Genomic DNA, 19,587 nt, shown 5'->3' with positions numbered 1-19,587 from the left:
ATCGGTCATCAATTCGTACAGGACGGGATCGATCCGGCGGCGCGTCTCGTGAAGGTTATGAAGTCGTGACCGCGAGATCCTGACGGAACGGCGACATTGTCGACACATGGATCGGGGGAGGCCGCCGGAGCGGCCTCCCCCGGTGTCCGGGCGGCGGGCGGTCAGCCGGTGCCGGTCGCGAGTTCCAGGTCCTCCGGCGCGGGCGGCGGCGCGGCGTGGTCCGGGTGGGCCGGGGGCTTGGGACGGCGGCCGAACAGCTCGGCCGGGGTGGGCAGCCGGTGCGGCCGGGGCGCCTGCTGGCCCTGGGGGCTCGGCTGGGGGCCCTTGCGGGCGGCGGCGGGCTGCTCGGCGGCGGGCTCGGTGCTGCTCATCGGGATCCGTCCTCCAACAGGGGTGGGGAGAATGCTCGGGGGTGCGGCGGGGCTCGGTACGGCGACGAGGTGGCGCTGGCCGGTGGTGAGGGCGAGCCGTTCGCGGACGGCGGCCTCCGCCAGCGCGTGGCAGCGCCCGGCCAGCCGCGAGCGGCGGGACCGTTCGTTCTGCCCGCACGGTTGGCGGGTCAGCCCGCGGAGCGCGGTGAGGTCCTCCGGCCCGGGGAGGTACCCGTCGGTCACCGCCTCCTCCAGCCGTTCCAGGTAGCCGCCGGCACTGCCGGGCAGGGCTGCCCGGTAGCGGCCGAGATCGGCGAGGAGGAAGGCGCGCAGTCGGCCGCCCTCCTGGACCGCCTCGTCGATCGCCTCGGTCAGGCGCAGCGCGTCCTGGACGTCCTCCGTCCACAGCTCGGCGCCCGCGCCGGTGAACGGCGACCGGTCGTGGCCCTGGAGGTGGACGGGGACGGAGGGGTGCAGGGCTTGGGCGAGGGCGCGGCGCAGCACGCGGACTTCGTCGGCGCTGAAGGCCATGCCGCCGCGCGATCCGTGTGGCGTAGGCATGGGTTGACACTACGTGAGGAATATCCGATTTGTCGGTAGCGTCGCGCCGATCCCCCACGTTTGGCCCGTGCCGGCCCCCGGAACGGCCCGCGGTGCCCGTGGGCTCCCCGGCGGGGGAGCCCACGGACGCCGGGTCAGGCCGGGCGGTTGCGTTCGAAGACCAGCCGGAGGCCGATGAGGGTGAGCCAGGGCTCGTGGACGTCGATCGAGCCGGCCTCGCCGAGGACGAGCGGGGCCAGGCCGCCGGTGGCGATCACCTGGACGTCGTCCGGGTCCTTGGAGAGCTCGCGCGCCATCCGGTCGACCAGGCCGTCGACCTGGCCGGCGAAGCCGTAGAGGATGCCGGACTGCATGCCCTCGACGGTGTTCTTGCCGATGACGTTGCGCGGCCGGGTCAGCTCGATCTTGCGCAGCAGCGCGCCGCGGTTGCCGAGCGCCTCGACGGAGATCTCGATGCCGGGGGCGATCGCGCCGCCGACGTAGTCGCCGCGGGCGTTGACCGCGTCGAAGGTGGTGGCGGTGCCGAAGTCGACCACGATGCACGGGCCGCCGTAGAGGTGGTTGGCGGCCAGCGCGTTGACGATCCGGTCAGCGCCGACCTCCTTGGGGTTGTCCATCAGGACGTGCACCCCCGTCTTCACCCCCGGCTCCACGATCACCGCGGGGACGTCGCCGTAGTACCGGCGCGTCACCTCGCGGAACTCGTGGAGCACGGAGGGGACGGAGGAGCAGATCGCCAGGCCCTCGACCGTCGCGTCCGCGATCGCGGTGTGCGAGCCCATCAGGCCGTGCAGCAGCACCGCCAGCTCGTCGGCCGTGCGGCGCGGATCGGTGGAGATCCGCCAGGTCTCGACCACTTCCTCGCCGTTGAACAGGCCGAGGGTGGTCTGGGTGTTGCCGACGTCGATGGTGAGCAGCATGGGGTGCTTTCTTCGTCGAGGGTCAGCGGACGGGCGGATCAGGTGCCGAGCAGATCCTGAGCGCTCAGATCCCGAGCGAGCGGATTCCGAGCGGGCGGATCACGAGCGGGCAGGGCGCGAGCGGGCGGATCAGGCGCGCAGGTCCAGGCCGATGTCCAGGATCGGCGAGGAGTGGGTGAGCGCCCCCACCGCCAGGTAGTCGACACCAGTCTCCGCGACCTCGCGCGCGCCGGCCAGGGTCAGTCCGCCGGACGCCTCCAGCTTCGCCCGGCCGGCCACCAGCGCGACGGCCTCGGTCAGCTGCGGGACGGTGAAGTTGTCCAGCAGGACCAGGTCCGCCCCGGCGTCCAGGACCGGCGGGATCTGCTCCAGGGTGTCGACCTCGACCTCGACCGGCAGGTCGGGGTAGGCGGCCCGGACGGCGCGGAAGGCCTCGGCCACGCCGCCGGCCGCGATCACGTGGTTGTCCTTGACGAGGGCCGCGTCGGAGAGGGCCATCCGGTGGTTGGCACCGCCGCCGCAGCGGACCGCGAACTTCTCCAGCGCCCGCAGGCCCGGGGTGGTCTTGCGGGTGTCGCGGACCACGGCGCCGGTGCCCTCCAGGGCGTCCGACCAGGCCCGGGTGGCGGTCGCGATCCCGGACAGGTGGCAGAGCAGGTTGAGCGCGCTGCGCTCGGCGGTCAGCAGGTCCCGGGTGCGGGAGCGGACCGAGAGCAGCACCTGGCCGGCCTCGACCCGGTCGCCGTCCTGGACGTGCCGCTCGACCTCGAACTCCTCCTCGCAGACCAGCGAGACGACGGCCTCGGCGATCCGCAGACCGGCCACCACACCGGCCTGGCGGGCGGTGAAGTCGGCGGTCGCGACGGCGTCGGCCGGCACGGTGGCCACCGAGGTGACGTCCTCGCCGCCGGCCAGGTCCTCGGCCAGTGCGAGGGTGGCGATGTCCTCGACCTCGACCGGGTCCAGGCCGGCCTCCTCCAGCAGCTCGGCGAGCTGCGGGTCCAGGCCGGTCTCGTAGCCCTCGCCGTCCCCGCAGGCGCAGCCGTCGCCGCAGCCGTCGGCCATCGGGAGTTCCTCGTGCGTGTGGGTCGCGTCGGTCATGGTGTTACTGCTCCTCGGGGGTGCTGACAAGGTCGCCTTCGGCGCTGAGGGTGGTGATCAGGTGGCGTCGCCACTGCGCGTCGTCCCGGTCCGGGAAGTCCTCGCGCCAGTGGCAGCCGCGGGTCTCCGCCCGCTGGGTGGCGGCGGTGGTCAGCGCGCTGGCGACCAGGAGCAGGTTGGCGGCCTCCCAGGTCTCCACCCGGGGGTCGGCCGGCTTCTCCTCGGCGACGTGCGTGAGCGCCTGCTCGGCCAGCCGGGTCAGCCCGGCCGCGGTGGCGGCCATCGACGCGGCCGAGCGCAGCACGCCCGCGCCGCGCGACATCAGCCGCTGGATCTCGGCCCGGGCCTCGGGCGCGGGCAGCGGCACGGTGCGGGCGGCACGGGCCGCGGCCACGTCCACCGACCGCTCGGACAGCTCGCCGGCCGCGTGCCGGGCGGCCAGGTCGGCGGCGATCGCCTCGGCGAAGACCAGGCCCTCCAGCAGCGAGTTGGAGGCCAGCCGGTTGGCGCCGTGCACCCCGGTGCACGCCACCTCGCCGCAGGCGTACAGGCCGGGGACGGTGGTCCGGCCGTGCCCGTCGGTGCGGATGCCGCCGGAGGCGTAGTGCGCGGCCGGGGCGACCGGGATCGGCTCGGTGACCGGGTCGATGCCGTGCGACCGGCAGGACGCCAGGATGGTCGGGAACCGCTGCTCCCACATCTCGGCGCCGAAGTGCCGCCCGTCGAGGGACATGTGGTCGGCGCCGTGGAGCTGCATCTGCCGGGTGATGGCCTTGGCGACGATGTCGCGCGGGGCCAGCTCGGCCAGTTCGTGCTGCCCGACCATGAAGCGGGTGCCGGTCCCGTCGACCAGGTGGGCGCCCTCGCCGCGGACCGCCTCGGAGACCAGCGGCTGCTGGCCCTCGGCGTCCGGGCCGAGCCACAGCACGGTCGGGTGGAACTGGACGAACTCCAGGTCGGTGACCTCGGCGCCGGCCCGCAGGGCGAGTGCCACGCCGTCGCCGGTGGAGACCGCGGGGTTGGTGGTGGCCGAGAAGACCTGGCCCATGCCGCCGGTGGCGAGCACCACCGCGCGGGCCCGGACGGCGCCGACGCCGTCCCGCTGGCCCTCGCCCATCACGTGCAGGGTGAGGCCGGCGGCGTGGCCGTCGGCGTCGGTGAGCAGGTCGAGGACGAGGGCGTGCTCGATCAGCTCGATGCCCGGGTCGGTCCGTACGGCGGTGACCAGGGCGCGCGATATCTCGGCTCCGGTGGCGTCACCGCCCGCGTGGGCGATCCGGCGCCGGTGGTGGCCGCCCTCGCGGGTGAGCAGGATCTCGCCGTCCTCGCCCCGGTCGAACGCGGCGCCGACCGCGATCAGCCGGCGGACCGCGTCCGGGCCCTCGGTGACCAGGGTGCGGACGGTGTCCTCGTCGCAGAGGCCGGCGCCGGCCACCAGGGTGTCGTCCAGGTGCTGCTCGGGGGTGTCCCCCTCGCCGAGGGCGGCGGCTATGCCGCCCTGGGCCCAGCGGGTGGAGCCGTCGTCCAGCATCGCCTTGGTGACCACCAGGGCCCGCAGGCCGGCCTTGCGGACGTTGAGGGCGACGGTGAGCCCGGCCACGCCGGAGCCGACCACCACGACGTCGGTCGTGGTGGTCCAGCCGGGTGCGGGGGCGGCGAGGCGGTGCGTGACGGACATGGCTTCAGTGGCTCCTTCAGCGCGCGGTCGGGGCCGCACTGTTGCCGTCACCGTACGCTCCCCCCACCGCCGTCGGGGCCGCCACCCGGTCACCGCGGACCAGCCCGGTGCCCTCCGCGGCCTCGGCCGGATCGCCGCCCAGACCGGTGACCCGGTTGCGGTCGTCGACGAAGACGACCTTGGGGAGGTAGCCCTTGGCCTCGGCGGTGTCCATCTGCCCGTAGGCGATGAGGATGACCAGGTCACCGGGGTGGACCAGGCGGGCGGCGGCGCCGTTGATGCCGATCACGCCGGAGCCGCGCGGACCGGCGATGGTGTAGGTCTCCAGCCGGGCGCCGTTGTTGATGTCGACGATGTGGACCAGCTCGCCCGGGAGCAGGTCGGCCGCGTCGAGCAGGTCCTCGTCCACCGTGACCGAGCCGACGTAGTGCAGGTCGGCCTGGGTCACGGTGGCCCGGTGGATCTTGGACTTGAGCATGGTGCGGAGCATGTGGTCACGCCTCCTGTGAGTGCATGCCTGAGGGATGTGCAGCTGCCGGACGATTCTGCGTGATGGTCGCCGATCCGCCCAGAGCCGGGGCCGTGCGGGTTCGTCAGCGGCAGATGACGTGGACGTTGTCGATCAGACGGGTCGCGCCCACCGTCGCGGCGACGGCCAGCACCGCCTCGCCCTGGAAGTCGTCCGGCGCCTCGGTGAAGGAGAGCGGGTCGACCAGGGCGAGGTAGTCGAGGGTGATGCCGTCGGCGGCTTCGAGGGCGGCCGAGGCGGCCTCGCGCGCGGCCTTCGGGCCCTGGGCGGCGACGTCCCGCCCGGCGAACAGCGCCCTGGAGAGGGCGAGCGCGTGCGCGCGCTCCTCGGCGGAGAGGAAGCGGTTGCGGGAGGACAGCGCCAGGCCGTCCTCCTCGCGGACGGTCGGTACGCCGACCACCTCGACGTCGAAGTCCAGGTCGGCCACCATCCGGCGGACGATCGCCAGCTGCTGGGCGTCCTTCTCGCCGAAGAAGGCGAAGTCCGGGTCGGTGATGTGCAGCAGCTTGGCGACGACGGTCAGCATCCCGTCGAAGTGGCCGGGCCGGGTGGCGCCCTCGTACCGCTCGCCCATCGGGCCGGCGGCCACCCGCACCTGGGGCTCGCCGTTCGGGTAGACCTCGTCGACGGACGGCGCGAAGACCACGTCGGCGCCGCTCTCCTCGGCCAGCTTCACGTCCTCGTCCAGGGTGCGCGGGTAGCGCTCCAGGTCCTCGCCGGCGCCGAACTGCAGCGGGTTGACGAAGACCGTGACGGCGACCCGGCCGTCCCGGCCGACCTGCCTGCGGGCGGCGCGGATCAGCGCGGCGTGGCCCTCGTGCAGGGCGCCCATGGTCATCACGACCGCGTTGTCCACCGGCTGCTCGTCCGGCCAGAACGCGGCCTCGAAGTCGTCGACGGTGTGCGTGACCACGGCCCGGTGGACCTTGGGGGCGCGCTGGACCTTGCCCGGCTGCTTGCCGCGTGCCATTACTGGTTCTCCTCGTTCAGTACGTCCAGCAGCGATGCCGCCGACGCTTCGTCGATCGTCCCGTGCGCGAGTGCCCGCTGGGCGGTGGCGCGGGCCATCGCCCGGTAGGCGGCCGGGATGTCCGGGGACACCGTACTGAGCTGCGCCAGGTGGCGCCGCACGGTGCCGGTGTCGCCCCGGGCGACCGGGCCGGTGATGGCCGCGTCGCCGGAGCGCAGGGAGTTGTCGAGCGCGGCGCCGAGCAGTGGGCCGAGCATCCGGCCGGGCTCGGCGACGCCGGCCGCGCGCAGCAGTTCGAGCGCCTGCGCGACCAGGGTGACCAGGTGGTTGGCGCCGTGCGCGAGGGCCGTGTGGTAGAGCGGGCGGACGTCCTCCGGCACCCACTCGGGCTCGCCGCCCATCTCGACCACCAGCGCCTCGGCGACCGGGCGCAGCTCCTCGGGGGCGGTCACCCCGAACGGGCAGCCGGCCAGCCGGGCCAGGTCGACCGAGGTGCCGGTGAAGGTCATCGCGGGGTGCAGCGCGAGCGGCAGCGCACCGGCCCGGGTGGCCTGCTCCAGCACGGCCACGCCGTGCGCGCCCGAGGTGTGCACCAGCAGCTGGCCGGGGCGGACGGAGCCGGTCGCGGCGAGGCCGGCCACCAGGTCGGCCAGCGCGTCGTCGGGGACGGTCAGCAGGACGAGGTCGGCGGCGGCCAGCACCTGCGGCGGGGAGACGATCCGCACGCCGGGCAGCAGCGCCTCGGCGCGGCGCCGGGAGGCGGCCGAGACCCCGGACGCGGCGACCACCCGGTGGCCGGCGAGCTGCAGGGCGGCGCCGAGGGCGGGGCCGACCCGGCCGGTGCCGACCACGCCGACGGCCAGGCGGGCGGGCCGGTTGCCGGGGTCGGCCGGGTCGCCGAAGCCGTCGGCGAGGGGTGGGAACGCGGCGAATTCGTCGGGGTAGGCGCTGTCGGACGTGCTCACGGCTCGGCCCTGGTCCTCACTCTCCGTTCCGGTCCTCCTCGGGTACCGGACGTACCGGCCCATTCTACGGGCGCGGGGCGGTCCCGGTCGGGGCGGGTCGGGAGGGTCGTGCCGGGCCGGGCGGGTCGGGGGCGGCCCGGGGCGGTCCGGCGGCCGGTCGACCGGCGGGTCAGTCCGTGGCGCCGGCCCGGATCAGGCCCGCCTCGTACGCGAGGACGACCGCCTGCACCCGGTCCCGCAGGCCCAGCTTGGCCAGGATCCGGCCGACGTGGGTCTTCACGGTGGCCTCCGAGAGGACCAGCCGGGCGGCGATCTCCCCGTTCGAGAGACCCTGCGCGACGAGCAGGAACACCTCGCGCTCGCGCTCGGTGAGCGGCCCCAGGGTGTCCCGGCCGGGCCCGCTCTGCGGGGTCGGCAGCACCTCGGCGAACCGGTCGATCATGCGGCGGGTGGTGGTCGGGGCGACCACCGCGTCCCCGCCGTGCACCGCGCGGATCGCGGCCACCAGCTCGGTCGGCGGCACGTCCTTGAGCAGGAAGCCGCTGGCGCCGGCCTTGAGGGCGGCGAAGGCGTACTCGTCGAGGTCGAAGGTGGTGAGGATGAGCACGTGGGGGGCGTCGGGCAGCGGGCTGCCGTCCTCCGCCAGGCAGATCCTGCGGGTGGCCTGCACGCCGTCCAGCCTCGGCATCCGGACGTCCATGAGGATCACGTCGACCGAGGTGTGCCGGAGCTTGTCCAGGGCCTGGACGCCGTCCCCGGCCTCGGAGACGATCTCGATGTCGCCCTGCGACTGCAGGATCATCCGGAATCCGGTGCGCAGCAGCTCCTGGTCGTCGACCAGCATCACGCGGATGGTCAAGGTGGCTCCTAGTTCCTCGATGAGGGGCGACGGGGTGGTGACGTCGGGCGGGGTCAGTGGGCCGTCTTGAGCGGCAGGACGGCGCGGATCCGGAACCCGCCGCCGGGGCGGGGCCCGACGTCGAGGCTGCCACTGACCATGCCGACCCGCTCGCGCATGCCGATCAGGCCGTGGCCCTGGCCGTCGGTACCGCCGGAGGCCAGCTGCTCGTCGGTGGAGCCGCGGCCGTCGTCCTCGATCAGGACGGCCAGCTCGCGCTCCCCGAAGTCGACCGCGACCCGGGCGTGCACGTCCGGACCGCCGTGCTTGCGGACGTTGGTCAGCGCCTCCTGGACGATCCGGTAGACGGTCAGCTCCACGCCGCGGGGCAGCTCGCGCGGCGATCCCGAGGTGGCGAAGTCCACCTGGAGGCCGGCCGTGCGGCACTGGTCCAGCAGGTCGGGCAGTTCCTCGACACCCGGCTGCGGCACGTACTCCTCGGCGTTGGTGTCGGAGGTGCGCAGCACGCCGAGCAGCCGGCGCATCTCGACCAGGGCCTGGCGGCCGGTGGAGGCGATCGTCCCCAGCGCCTCCCTGGCCTGCTGCGGGGAGTTCTCCAGCACGTAGGCGGCGCCGTCGGCCTGCACGATCATCACCGAGACGTTGTGCGCGACCACGTCGTGCAGCTCACGGGCGATCCGGGCGCGCTCGGCCGCCACCGCCACCTTGGACTGGGCGTCGCGTTCGCGCTCCAGCCGGGCCGCGCGGTCCTCCAGCTCGACCAGGTAGGCGCGCCGGACCCGGGTGAGCCGGCCCCACGCCCAGCACAGGACGAACGGCGTGGTCATGAGCGCCGAGATGAACAGCGACTCGGGGATCGAGTAGGACTGGTGGTGGGCGTCGCCGAGGTCGTCGACCGTGGTCTTCATCGGGTGCAGCTGCCAGAACACCAGCGGGCCGGCCAGCAGCCCGGCGGTCAGGGCCGTCCGGGACGTCCAGGGCCGCCCGAAGGCGGCGCCGGTGTAGGCGAACACCAGGTAGGCGATGCTGGAGACCGCCGGGTTGACGTCGAGCGCCACCTGGGTCAGGCCGATCGCGGTGGCGGCGGCCACCGTGGCGTTCGGCCAGCGGCGGCGGATCACCATCAGCATCGGCAGGACGAGGGCGATGGCGAAGTGGACGCCGAACCGCCAGCCGTCGTTGCCGCTCCCGTTCTCCGGCAGGATGCCGAGGAAGAGCACCAACGCGGCCCAGGCGGAGTCGACCACCATGGGGTGACGGCGGAGCCAGGCGTTGAGTCGATGCACGACTCAAGCGTAGGCAGTCGCGGAGCGTGTCCAGGTCCGCCGGGAGGGCGATCCCTCCTACTCCCTAGGTCGGAGAGCCCGCAGTGCCGATGCCGTACTGGTCGGGAGGGTACGGACCGGTTGTGTAGCGTCCCGGCGCATGAGCTGGATGCGGTGGGTGACCGCGATGGAACACGCCCTGTACGACCCCGACGGAGGGTTCTACCGCAGGCCGGAGGGCCCCGCCGGGCACTTCCGCACCTCGGTGCACGCCTCGCCGCTGTTCGCCGGGGCGGTGGCCCGGCTGCTCCTGGAGGTCGACGCGGCCCTCGGCCGTCCGGAGGAGCTGGCCTTCGTGGACGTCGGGGCCGGGCGGGGCGAACTGGTCGCCGGTGTCCTCGCCGCGCTGCCGGACACCGGCCCGGACGCGGTCCGTGACCGGCTGCGGCCGTACGCGGTGGAGCTCGCCGACCGTCCGGCCGCCCCTCCGTCCACAGGGCTGTGGACGGAGCGGGCCTGGGCGGACGTCGTCTGGACGGACCGGGTGCCACGCGGTGTCACCGGTCTGCTGTTCGCCAACGAGTGGCTCGACAACGTCCCCCTGGACACCGGCGAGGCCGACGAGGACGGGGTGCTGCGCTACGTCGAGGTGGAGACCGCGACGGGCGGGGAGCGGCTCGGCGACCCGGTCTCCGCGGCGGACGCGGCCTGGGCCGCCCGCTGGTGGCCGGCGGAACGCCCCGGGGACGTGGTGGAGTTCGGCGGCCCCCGGGACGCGGCCTGGGCGCACGCGGTCGCCGGGCTGGACCGCGGGCTGGCCGTCGCCGTCGACTACGCGCACACCGCCGGCCGCCGCCCGCCGCTGACCACCCGCACCGGCTTCCGGGCCGGCCGCGAGGTGCTCCCCGTGCCGGACGGCTCCTGCGACGTCACCGCGCACGTCGCACTGGACGCCGCCGCCGCGCCCGGTCTCCACAGCCTGTGGACGACGCAGCGGGACGCGCTCCGGGCACTCGGCGTCAGCGGGGCCCGGCCCCCGCTCGCCCTGGCCTCCACCGACCCGGTCGCCTACCTCCGGGCGCTCGGCGGCGCGGGCGAGGGCGCCGAGCTGACCGACCCCGGCGGCCTCGGTGCGTTCGGCTGGCTCTCGCAGACCGTCCGCATGCCGGTACCGCGGAGCCTGGGGCCGCTGCCGGGATGGCAGACTCTGACCCCATGAGGGAGACCACGGTCGGCATCGGGGCGGGAGCCGAGAACTTCACGGGCGAGGCGGGCACCACCGACATGGTGCTCAACATCGGCCCGCAGCACCCGGCGACCCACGGCGTGCTGCGCCTGAAGCTGGTGCTGGACGGCGAGCGCATCGTCACCGCCGAGCCGGTCATCGGCTACATGCACCGGGGCGCGGAGAAGCTCTTCGAGGCCCGGGACTACCGGCAGATCATCATGCTGGCCAACCGGCACGACTGGCTCTCCGCCTTCTCCAACGAGCTGGGCGTGGTGCTCGGCGTCGAGCGGATGCTCGGCATGGAGGTGCCCGAGCGCGCGGTCTGGATCCGCACCCTGCTCGCCGAGCTCAACCGCGTCCTCAACCACCTGATGTTCCTCGGCTCCTACCCGCTGGAACTCGGCGGCATCACGCCGATCTTCCACGCCTTCACCGGCCGCGAGGACCTCCAGCACGTGCTGGAGGAGGCCTCCGGCGGGCGCATGCACTACATGTTCAACCGGGTCGGCGGGCTCAAGGAGGACCTGCCGGCCGGCTGGCTCGGCCGGGTCCGGACCGCCGTCGCCGTCGTCCGCTCCCAGCTGCCGGTCTTCGAGGACCTGGTGCTGGGCAACGAGATCTTCCGCGCCCGGACCGCCGGCGTCGGCGTGCTCACCCGGGCCCAGGCCCAGGCGTACGGGGTCAGCGGACCGATCGCCCGGGCCAGCGGCCTCGATCTGGACCTGCGCCGCGACGAGCCCTACCTCGCCTACGGCTCCGAGGAGCTGCGGCAGGTCCTGACCGTGGTCACCCGCGAGGAGGGCGACTGCCTGGCCCGCTTCGAGTGCCTGCTGGAGCAGACCGTCAACGCGCTGGCCCTCGCCGACGCCTGCCTCGACAAGTTGGCGCAGCTGCCGCCCGGCCCGGTCAACCTGCGGCTGCCCAAGGTGCTCAAGGCCCCCGAGGGCAGCACCTACGCCTGGACGGAGAACCCGCTCGGCGTCAACGGCTACTACCTCGTCTCGCGCGGCGACAAGACGCCGTGGCGGATGAAGCTGCGCTCGGCCTCGTTCAACAACATCCAGGCGCTGACGGAGCTGCTGCCCGGCACGCTGGTCGCCGACATGGTGGCGATCCTGGGGTCGATGTTCTTCGTGGTCGGGGACATCGACAAGTAACGGTCCCCGCAGGCGAGCACCCGCCCGGGAGCCCCCGCGCGGGAGCCCGCGGCGTCGGCCCGCGCGGACGGCCGTCCCGGGGCTGCGGCCGGGGGCTCCCGGGGTGCTACTTCTTCGCCTTCTTCACCGGGTCGGCCGGGTGCGGGGCCACCTTGCGGTCGCCCTTGGTCGCGATCCGCTGCTCGCAGAGGCCGGCCAGCACCTCGTACGCGGCCTTGCCCATCAGCTCGGTGAGCTCGGGGCGGTAGCTGACGAACACCGGGTCGGGCCCCTGGTGCGCCTCCGGGCTGCCGGTGCACCACCAGTGCAGGTCGTGGCCGCCCGGACCCCAGCCGCGCCGGTCGTACTCGCCGATGGTGACCTGGAGGTAGCGGGTGTCGTCCGGGCGGTCGATCCAGTCGTAGGTGCGGCGGACCGGCAGCTGCCAGCAGACGTCCGGCTTGGTCTCCAGCGGTTCGAGGCCCTCCTTGAGCGCCAGGGTGTGCAGCGCGCAGCCGGCGCCGCCGGGGAACCCGGGGCTGTTGAGGAAGAGGCAGGCGCCGTTGATCCGGCGGGTCTGCCGGTCGCCGTCCTCGTCGAACATGGTGATGCCGCCGTCGAGCCTGATCCGGCCCTTGGCGTCGGTGCCGTGCTCGAAGTTCTCCCAGATCTCCGGGGTCAGCCGGGTCGCGTGGCCGGCGACGCGCTTCTCGTCGTCCTTGTCCGAGTAGTGCGCGCCCAGGGTGCAGCAGCCGTCGGACTCGCCGCGGCCCTCGCGGATCCCGTGGCAGCCCTTGCCGAAGATGCACGACCAGCGCGACGTCAGCCAGGTCAGGTCGCAGCGGAAGACCTGCTCCTCGTCGTCCGGGTCGGAGAACTCGACCCAGGCGCGCGGGAAGTCCAGCGCGACCTCGGGGCGGAGCCGGTCGCCGGGCCCGGCACCGGGCTCGGAGCCGAGGTCGGAGCGGAGGGTCGGCATCGCGAGGTCGACGGTCGTCGGACCGCCGGCCTTGGGCTTGGTCTTCTTCTTGGAGGTCTCTGCTGCTGCCACCCGGCAAGGGTAGAGCCTTCCCGGAGGTCCGGACCGTCTGCGGCCGGGGCGTCCACGGTGGTGTCACCGGCCGGTGACCGGGCGGGTGGATCCCCGGACGCGGTCACCCGGTGATCGTCCGCGCCGACCGGACCGTGCGGTGACCGGGCGGGTGCGGTCGCCCGGGTGGCGGCGGCGCATCGTCACGGTGCGGCATGCTGGCTCCCTGCCGGCCGACCGGCGACCACCGGACCGCGAGCAGTAGAGCAGTAGAGCAGTAGAGCCACGGAGCAGCAGAGCAGCAGAGCAACTGGAGCCCCGAGTCGTGACCGCCCCGCCCCGCCCCGCCAGGACGGCCCTGCGCACCGCCCTCCCCGCCCTCGCGCTGGTCGCCGCCGCCGTCCCCGGTTGCGCCGCCACGGCGGCCCGCACCTCCGAGCCCGCCACCGGCCTGCGGGCCCAGCCGGCCGCCGTCGCCCAGCCGGCCGCCGTCGCCCGGACCGGCTGCGGCGCACCCCTGGTGATCGGTCACCGGGGCGCGCCGCTCGACGCCCCCGAGAACACGATGGCCTCCTTCGAGGCGGCCCTCCGCCAGGGCGCCGACTGGCTGGAGACCGACGTCCGGACCACCCGGGACGGCGTGCCGGTGCTCATGCACGACTCCGCGGTGGACCGCACCACCGACGGCGAGGGTGCGGTCGCGGACCTGACCGCCGCTCAGCTCGCGGGACTGCGGGTGACCACCGGACCCGGCCCGGCCGTGCCGGTGCCGACCCTGGAGGAGCTGCTCCGGCGGCTCTCCGGCGGCGGCGTCACCCTGCTGATGGAGATCAAGTGGCAGCGTGCCGAGGACGTCGAGCGGATCGCCCGGCTGGCGGCCGACAGCGGGGCGCCGGTCCACCTGTACTCGTTCTCCGCCGAGCACCTGCGGCAGGCCCACGCCGTCGCGCCCGAGCTGCCGGTGGTACTGATCCAGGGCGCAGGGCTCGCCGACGACCCGGCGGGCCTCCCGCTGCACGGCATCGCCCTGGACCGCACGCTCGCCACCGCCGACCGGATCGCCGCCGAGCGCCGGAGCGGCCGCGAGGTGTACGTCTGGGTCCTGGACGACGAGGAGGCCTGGCGGTCGGCGGCCGGGCGGGGCGCCGACGGGCTGATCACGGACGCCCCCGGCCGGGCCCGCGCCTGGGCCGACACCCGCTGCCGTACCGGCCACCGGGCGGAACACACCGGCTGATCGGCCCGCGGCCGACCCGTCCCGGCCCGTCCCCCGCACCCTTCCGACCGTACTCGTCGGACCAGCACGAATACCGGCGCAGCCGGTCTCCACAGCCCCCGAATCGCGTAGCGTGGAGCGCTATGCGACTCGGTGTTCTCGACGTAGGTTCCAACACGGTCCACTTCCTCGTGGTGGACGCCCATCCGGGCGCCGCTCCGGTGCCCGCCTACTCCCACAAGGCCGAGCTGAGGCTCGCCGAACTCCTCGACGAGCAGGGCGCGATCAGCGAGCCCGGCGTGGACAAGCTGGTCGGCATGGTCGCCTCCTCGCTGCGGGTCGCCGAGGACAAGGGCGTCGTCGACATACTGCCGTTCGCCACCTCCGCCGTCCGCGAGGCCGTCAACGGCGAGGAGGTGCTGCGCAGGGTCGCCCAGGAGACCGGGGTCGAACTGCGGGTGCTCTCCGGCCAGGACGAGGCCCGGCTCACCTTCCTCGCCGTCCGGCGCTGGTTCGGCTGGTCCTCCGGCCGGCTGCTCAACCTCGACATCGGCGGGGGCTCGCTGGAGATCGCCTGCGGCCTCGACGAGCAGCCGGACGTGGCCTGCTCGCTGCCGCTCGGCGCCGGCCGGCTGACCGCCCGCTGGCTGCCCGGCGACGTCGCCGACCCGGAGGAGCTGCGGGAGCTCAGACGCCACATCCGGGCCGAGATCGCGACCGTGGTCGGCGAGATCTCCCGGCTCGGCACCCCCGACCACGCCGTCGCCACCTCCAAGACCTTCAAGCAGCTCGCCCGGATGACCGGCGCCGCCCCGGCCGACGCGGGCCCGTACACGGACCGTCGGCTCACCCGCAGCAACCTCTCCGCCTGGCTGCCCCGGCTCTCCGCGATGACCGTCACCGAGCGGGCACACATCCCGGGGGTCTCCGAGGGCCGCGCCAAGCAGCTGCTGGCCGGCGCCCTGGTCGCGGACGCCGCGATGGACCTGTTCGGTCTGGACGAACTGGACGTCTGTCCCTGGGCGCTGCGCGAGGGGATCATCCTGCGCCGCCTGGACGCCATGGACGGTTCCGCCGACCGCCGTCGGCCCGCCCTCACCCCCTGACGGGCCGTTCCCGCCCCCGAACTGCCGGTTCCCCCGCCCGGACGGCCCGGCGCGTGGCCGGCCCGCGCGCCCTCCGACCGGCTCCCCGTTCCGGGCGCGGGACGCTTACGCTGTCTCCCGTGGCGCATCCAGCGGGCGAGGACGGTACGCGGGAGGGCCGCGCTCCCGAGGACGGGCAGCCGCGGCCGGACGCCGCGCGCCGGGCCCGCCGCCCGTCCGGCCCGGCTCCGAACGCCGGCGAGGGCCCTGCGGGCCCTGCGGGCACGACCTCGGACACGACTCCGGACCCGGACGCGCCGCGGTCCGCGGACACCGCCGACCCGGACACCGCGCCCGTGCGCTCCCGCAAGCTGGGCAAGGCGGTGAAGGGCGTCCGGGCGGCCAGGGAGGCCGCCGGCGGGGTCGCCGAGAAGGCGGCCCGGAAGGCGTCGAAGCAGTCGGCGGGCCGGACGGCCGGACGCACCGCCCGCCGGACCGCCGAGCCCGCGGCCGGGCCCGGCCCGGAGGCCGCGGAGGCGCCCGCGGCGCGGGCGGCCAAGCTCGGGGCAAAACCCGCGGCCAGGTCGACGGCCAGGCAGAAAGCCGGACGAAAGGCCGAACCGGCTACCGAGCCGACGACCGAACCGACGACCGAACCGGCGGCCGGGGAGGACACCGGGCGGAAAGCCGGACGGAAGGCCGAACCGGCGGCCCGGCGCAGCGCCGGGAGGGCCCGGACGGAGAGGTCCGCGGCCAAGGGCGCCGCGAAGGGCGCCCCCGCCACCGAAGCCGCCGCACCGGCGCAGCCCGCCCGCGGCACCCGCACCGCCCGGGCCGCCGGCGCCGCCAAGGCCGCCGTCCAGTCGGTGAAGTCGGTCAAGGCCGCCCGGCAGGCCGCCGCCCGCCCGCCGCTGCTCCGCACCACCGACCGCCTGGTCCTGCCCGCCCACCCGGCCCTGCACATCCCGGACACCAAGGTCGCCCTCTCCACCGCCTCGGTCTATCCGGCCAACACCGCCATCGCCTTCGAACTGGCCGCGAAGCTCGGCTACGACGGCGTCGAGGTGATGGTCTGGAACGACCCGGTCAGCCAGGACATCGAGGCGCTGCGCCGGCTCTCCGACGTGCACGGCGTGCCGATCCTCGCCGTGCACGCGCCGTGCCTGCTGATCACCCAGCGGGTCTGGACCACCGACCCGTGGACCAAGCTGGTCCGGGCCCGGGCGGCTGCCGAGAAGCTCGGTGCGAGCGCGGTCGTCGTCCACCCGCCGTTCCGCTGGCAGCGGCAGTACGCCCGGGAGTTCGTCGAGGGCATCGACCGGATGGCGGGGGAGACGGACGTCCGGTTCGCCGTCGAGAACATGTACCCGTGGCGGTACCGCGACCGCGAGGTGCTGGCGTACGCGCCCGGCTGGGACGTCACCGACGAGGACTACCGGCACTTCACCATCGACCTGTCGCACGCCGCGACCTCCCGGATCGACGCGCTCGCGATGGTCGAGCGGATGGGCGACCGGCTCGCCCACATCCACCTCGCGGACGGCTCCGGCTCCGGCAAGGACGAGCACCTGATCCCGGGCCGGGGCAAGCAGCCCTGCGCCGAGCTGCTCGAACACCTCGCCCGGACCGGTTTCGACGGTCACGTGGTGCTGGAGGTCAACACCCGGCGGTCCGCGTCGCCCGCCGAACGGGAGGCCGATCTCGCCGAGGCGCTGGCGTTCACCCGCCTGCACCTGGCCACCTCCGCACGCGTACGCTGAGCGTACGAACGGACCTGTGCAGGGGGAGCCATGACGGATCGACAGAAGTTCAGGGAGCTCGCGGAGTCCTTCGGCGGGGTGGCGGCCGAGTACGACCGGGCGCGGCCGTCGTACCCGGACGAGCTGTTCGACGAGCTGGAGCGGCTGTCCGGCCGGAGCCTCAAGGGCGCCCGGGTACTGGACGTCGGGGCCGGCACGGGCATCTCCACCCGGCTGCTGGCCGGGCGCGGCGCGGACGTCGTCGCCGTCGAGCCCAATGACGGCATGGCCGCCCGGTTCCTGGCCGGCAGCCCCGGTCTGCCGCTGGTCAGGGGCACCGGCGACGAACTGCCCTTCCACGACCGCTCGGCGGACTTCGTCACCTACGCGCAGGCCTTCCACTGGACCGACCCCGCACGGTCGGTCCCCGAGGCGATCCGGGTGCTGCGGCCCGGCGGGGCCCTCGCCACCTGGTGGAACGTGAAGGACAGCAGCGTCGGCTGGATCCGCGCGATGGGCGAGCGGCTGGCCGCCGCGCTGCAGAGCTACCACGGCTACGGCGCCGTCAACGAGATCGCCGGTCACCTCGCGCCCCACGACCTGCGGACCGGCTCCGCCCGGCTGCGCTGGGAGCGCCGGGTCACCGTCGACCACGTGATCACCGACCTCACCTCGCGCTCCTACCTCGCCGCCCTCACCCCGGAGCGGCGTGCACCGCTGCTGGCCGTCGAGCGCGAGGCCCTGCTCGGCGAGTTCCCGGACGGCTGGGTCGTCGAGCCGTACGTGCTGGACCTGACGGTGGCGGTCACCCCGGGCTGACCCGGCTGCCCGTGCCCGGCCCACCACCCCCGCTCCGCCCCGCCGAGACCCCGCCGCGACCCGGTTCCGCCCGCTCCGTCCACGCGCCGCCCTGACCGCATCGCGGACGCGCCGTCCGCCGCCCGGACGGCGGGCGTAGGCTCGACGGACACAGTGGCCCCGCACCCTCCATACCGAGCGGGGCCGCGAGTCAGCCTCCGAAGGAGTGGAGCACAGTGCCCGAGCTGAGGTCCCGTACGGTCACCCACGGTCGCAACATGGCAGGCGCCCGGGCGCTTCTCCGGGCGGCCGGCGTAGCCCGCGAGGACTTCGGCAAGCCGATCATCGCGGTCGCCAACTCCTTCACCGAGTTCGTCCCCGGGCACACCCACCTGCAGCCGGTCGGCCGGATCGTCTCCGAGGCGATCAAGCAGGCGGGCGGCATCCCGCGCGAGTTCAACACCATCGCGGTGGACGACGGCATCGCGATGGGCCACGGCGGCATGCTCTACTCGCTGCCCTCCCGCGACCTGATCGCCGACTCGGTCGAGTACATGGTCAACGCGCACTGCGCCGACGCGCTGATCTGCATCTCCAACTGCGACAAGATCACCCCCGGCATGCTGATGGCCGCGCTGCGCCTGAACATCCCGACCGTCTTCGTCTCCGGCGGCCCGATGGAGGCCGGCAAGGCCACCCTGGTCGACGGCACCGTGCGCAAGCTCGACCTGGTCGACGCCATCTCCCAGGCGGTCAACGAGAACGTGTCCGACGAGGACATCGCGATCATCGAGGAGAACGCCTGCCCGACCTGCGGCTCCTGTTCGGGCATGTTCACCGCCAACTCGATGAACTGCCTCACCGAGGCGATCGGCCTCTCGCTGCCCGGCAACGGATCCGTCCTCGCCACCCACACCGCCCGCCGCGCCCTCTACGAGAACGCCGGGCGGACCGTCGTCGAGATCACCAACCGGCACTACGGCCAGGACGACCCCTCCGTCCTGCCGCGCGCCGTCGCGACCCGCGCCGCCTTCGAGAACGCGATGGCCCTCGACATCGCCATGGGCGGTTCGACCAACACCATCCTCCACCTGCTCGCCGCCGCCCAGGAGGCCGAGCTGGACTTCGACCTGCTGGCCATCGACGCCGTCTCCCGCAGGGTGCCCTGCCTCTCCAAGGTCGCGCCCAACGGCTCGTACTACATGGAGGACGTCCACCGGGCCGGCGGCATCCCGGCCATCCTCGGCGAGCTGTACCGGGCGGGGCTGCTCAACGAGGACGTGCACACCGTCCACTCCGACTCGCTCGCCGAGTGGCTCAAGACCTGGGACGTGCGCGGCGGCTCGCCGTCCGCCGAGGCCGTCGAGCTGTGGCACGCCGCGCCCGGCTGCGTCCGCTCCGCCGAGGCCTTCTCGCAGTCCGAGCGCTGGGACAGCCTGGACACCGACGCCGCCGGGGGCTGCATCCGCAGCGTCGAGCACGCCTACTCCGTCGAGGGCGGCCTCGCCGTGCTGTACGGCAACCTCGCCGAGGACGGCTGCATCGTGAAGACCGCGGGCGTCGACGAGTCGATCTGGACCTTCAGCGGCCCGGCCGTGGTCGTCGAGTCCCAGGACGACGCGGTCGAGGCGATCCTCGCCAAGCGGATCAAGGAGGGCGACGTCGTCGTCATCCGCTACGAGGGCCCCAAGGGCGGCCCGGGCATGCAGGAGATGCTCTACCCGACCTCGTTCCTCAAGGGCCGGGGCCTGGGCAAGGCGTGCGCGCTCGTCACCGACGGACGCTTCTCCGGCGGCACCTCCGGCCTGTCGATCGGCCACGCCTCCCCGGAGGCCGCGTCCGGCGGCACGATCGCCCTGGTCGAGAACGGCGACATCATCGCCATCGACATCCCCGGCCGGACGATCTCCCTGGAGGTCTCCCCGGAGGTCCTGGAGGAGCGCCGGGCGGTGCTGGAGGCCGGGGGCGGCTACAAGCCGAAGAACCGGGAGCGCCAGGTCAGCCAGGCCCTGCGCGCGTACGCCGCGATGGCCACCTCCGCCGACAAGGGCGCCGTCCGGGACGTCAGCAAGCTCGGCTGACACCCCCGCGCACCACGAGGAGCCGTCCCACCAGGGGGACGGCTCCTCCGCCGTT

17 protein-coding genes are annotated in these 19,587 nt (G+C 74.3%); 7 read left to right on the top strand and 10 right to left on the bottom strand.

What is annotated here, in order from left to right:
* Positions 1-161 precede the first annotated feature (161 nt).
* The 9 genes from ACFWIC_RS00150 to ACFWIC_RS00110 form a co-directional block, all read right to left on the bottom strand.
* A complete protein-coding gene (locus ACFWIC_RS00150; RefSeq protein WP_329951413.1) occupies positions 162-932 on the bottom strand; it encodes a hypothetical protein in 771 nt (256 codons plus the stop codon).
* A gap of 134 nt (positions 933-1,066) precedes the next feature.
* Entirely contained in the window at positions 1,067-1,852 is a 786-nt protein-coding gene (locus tag ACFWIC_RS00145) for a type III pantothenate kinase (protein ID WP_329885562.1), read from the bottom strand.
* Between the two features lie 129 nt (positions 1,853-1,981).
* Entirely contained in the window at positions 1,982-2,953 is a 972-nt protein-coding gene (gene nadC / locus ACFWIC_RS00140) for a carboxylating nicotinate-nucleotide diphosphorylase (RefSeq protein WP_380514488.1), read from the bottom strand.
* A 4-nt stretch (positions 2,954-2,957) separates the two neighbouring features.
* Positions 2,958-4,631, bottom strand: a complete 1,674-nt coding sequence (locus tag ACFWIC_RS00135; protein WP_380514485.1) for an L-aspartate oxidase — start codon at positions 4,629-4,631, stop codon at positions 2,958-2,960.
* Positions 4,632-4,647: 16 nt separating this feature from the next.
* The gene (gene panD / locus ACFWIC_RS00130) at positions 4,648-5,121 is read right to left on the bottom strand and encodes an aspartate 1-decarboxylase (protein ID WP_329885559.1); all 474 of its coding nucleotides are present in this window, start codon (positions 5,119-5,121) and stop codon (positions 4,648-4,650) included.
* Between the two features lie 103 nt (positions 5,122-5,224).
* A complete protein-coding gene (gene panC, locus ACFWIC_RS00125) occupies positions 5,225-6,130 on the bottom strand; it encodes a pantoate--beta-alanine ligase (protein WP_329885558.1) in 906 nt (301 codons plus the stop codon).
* Entirely contained in the window at positions 6,130-7,095 is a 966-nt protein-coding gene (locus tag ACFWIC_RS00120) for a Rossmann-like and DUF2520 domain-containing protein (protein WP_380359974.1), read from the bottom strand. The genes panC and ACFWIC_RS00120 overlap by 1 nt, the downstream gene beginning before the upstream one ends.
* A 169-nt stretch (positions 7,096-7,264) precedes the next feature.
* Positions 7,265-7,954 (bottom strand): response regulator transcription factor, encoded by a 690-nt coding sequence (locus ACFWIC_RS00115; protein ID WP_329885557.1) that lies wholly within the window; start codon positions 7,952-7,954, stop codon positions 7,265-7,267.
* A 53-nt stretch (positions 7,955-8,007) separates the two neighbouring features.
* Positions 8,008-9,204 carry a sensor histidine kinase gene (locus tag ACFWIC_RS00110; RefSeq protein ID WP_380359990.1) on the bottom strand — a complete coding sequence of 399 codons (1,197 nt, stop codon included), beginning with the start codon at positions 9,202-9,204 and terminating at the stop codon, positions 8,008-8,010.
* A gap of 175 nt (positions 9,205-9,379) precedes the next feature.
* Here ACFWIC_RS00110 and ACFWIC_RS00105 point away from each other — a divergent pair, with 175 nt between their 5' ends.
* Positions 9,380-10,438 carry an SAM-dependent methyltransferase gene (locus ACFWIC_RS00105; protein WP_380514481.1) on the top strand — a complete coding sequence of 353 codons (1,059 nt, stop codon included), beginning with the start codon at positions 9,380-9,382 and terminating at the stop codon, positions 10,436-10,438.
* Entirely contained in the window at positions 10,435-11,604 is a 1,170-nt protein-coding gene (locus tag ACFWIC_RS00100; protein WP_329885554.1) for an NADH-quinone oxidoreductase subunit D, read from the top strand. Before ACFWIC_RS00105 ends, ACFWIC_RS00100 begins: the two co-directional genes overlap by 4 nt.
* A 106-nt stretch (positions 11,605-11,710) precedes the next feature.
* On the opposite strand, the gene ACFWIC_RS00095 is transcribed toward ACFWIC_RS00100, so the two are convergent.
* Positions 11,711-12,634 carry a hypothetical protein gene (locus ACFWIC_RS00095; RefSeq protein WP_329885553.1) on the bottom strand — a complete coding sequence of 308 codons (924 nt, stop codon included), beginning with the start codon at positions 12,632-12,634 and terminating at the stop codon, positions 11,711-11,713.
* Between the two features lie 304 nt (positions 12,635-12,938).
* On the opposite strand from ACFWIC_RS00095, the gene ACFWIC_RS00090 reads away from it, so the two are divergent.
* The 5 genes from ACFWIC_RS00090 to ilvD all read left to right on the top strand — a co-directional run bounded on the left by ACFWIC_RS00090 (position 12,939) and on the right by ilvD (position 19,532).
* Positions 12,939-13,850 (top strand): glycerophosphodiester phosphodiesterase, encoded by a 912-nt coding sequence (locus tag ACFWIC_RS00090; RefSeq protein WP_380514477.1) that lies wholly within the window; start codon positions 12,939-12,941, stop codon positions 13,848-13,850.
* A gap of 122 nt (positions 13,851-13,972) precedes the next feature.
* Positions 13,973-14,935, top strand: a complete 963-nt coding sequence (locus tag ACFWIC_RS00085) for a Ppx/GppA phosphatase family protein (RefSeq protein ID WP_329885551.1) — start codon at positions 13,973-13,975, stop codon at positions 14,933-14,935.
* Positions 14,936-15,846: 911 nt separating this feature from the next.
* Positions 15,847-16,674, top strand: a complete 828-nt coding sequence (locus tag ACFWIC_RS00080; RefSeq protein WP_329951437.1) for a sugar phosphate isomerase/epimerase — start codon at positions 15,847-15,849, stop codon at positions 16,672-16,674.
* 30 nt (positions 16,675-16,704) lie between these two features.
* Positions 16,705-17,472 carry a methyltransferase domain-containing protein gene (locus ACFWIC_RS00075; protein ID WP_329885550.1) on the top strand — a complete coding sequence of 256 codons (768 nt, stop codon included), beginning with the start codon at positions 16,705-16,707 and terminating at the stop codon, positions 17,470-17,472.
* 215 nt (positions 17,473-17,687) lie between these two features.
* The gene (ilvD, locus tag ACFWIC_RS00070; RefSeq protein ID WP_329885549.1) at positions 17,688-19,532 is read left to right on the top strand and encodes a dihydroxy-acid dehydratase; all 1,845 of its coding nucleotides are present in this window, start codon (positions 17,688-17,690) and stop codon (positions 19,530-19,532) included.
* Positions 19,533-19,587 lie beyond the last annotated feature (55 nt).

The sequence above is a fragment of the Kitasatospora sp. NPDC127035 genome, from assembly GCF_042726075.1.
Lineage (GTDB): Bacteria > Actinomycetota > Actinomycetes > Streptomycetales > Streptomycetaceae > Kitasatospora.
This window is presented reverse-complemented; position numbering and strand designations above follow the sequence as displayed.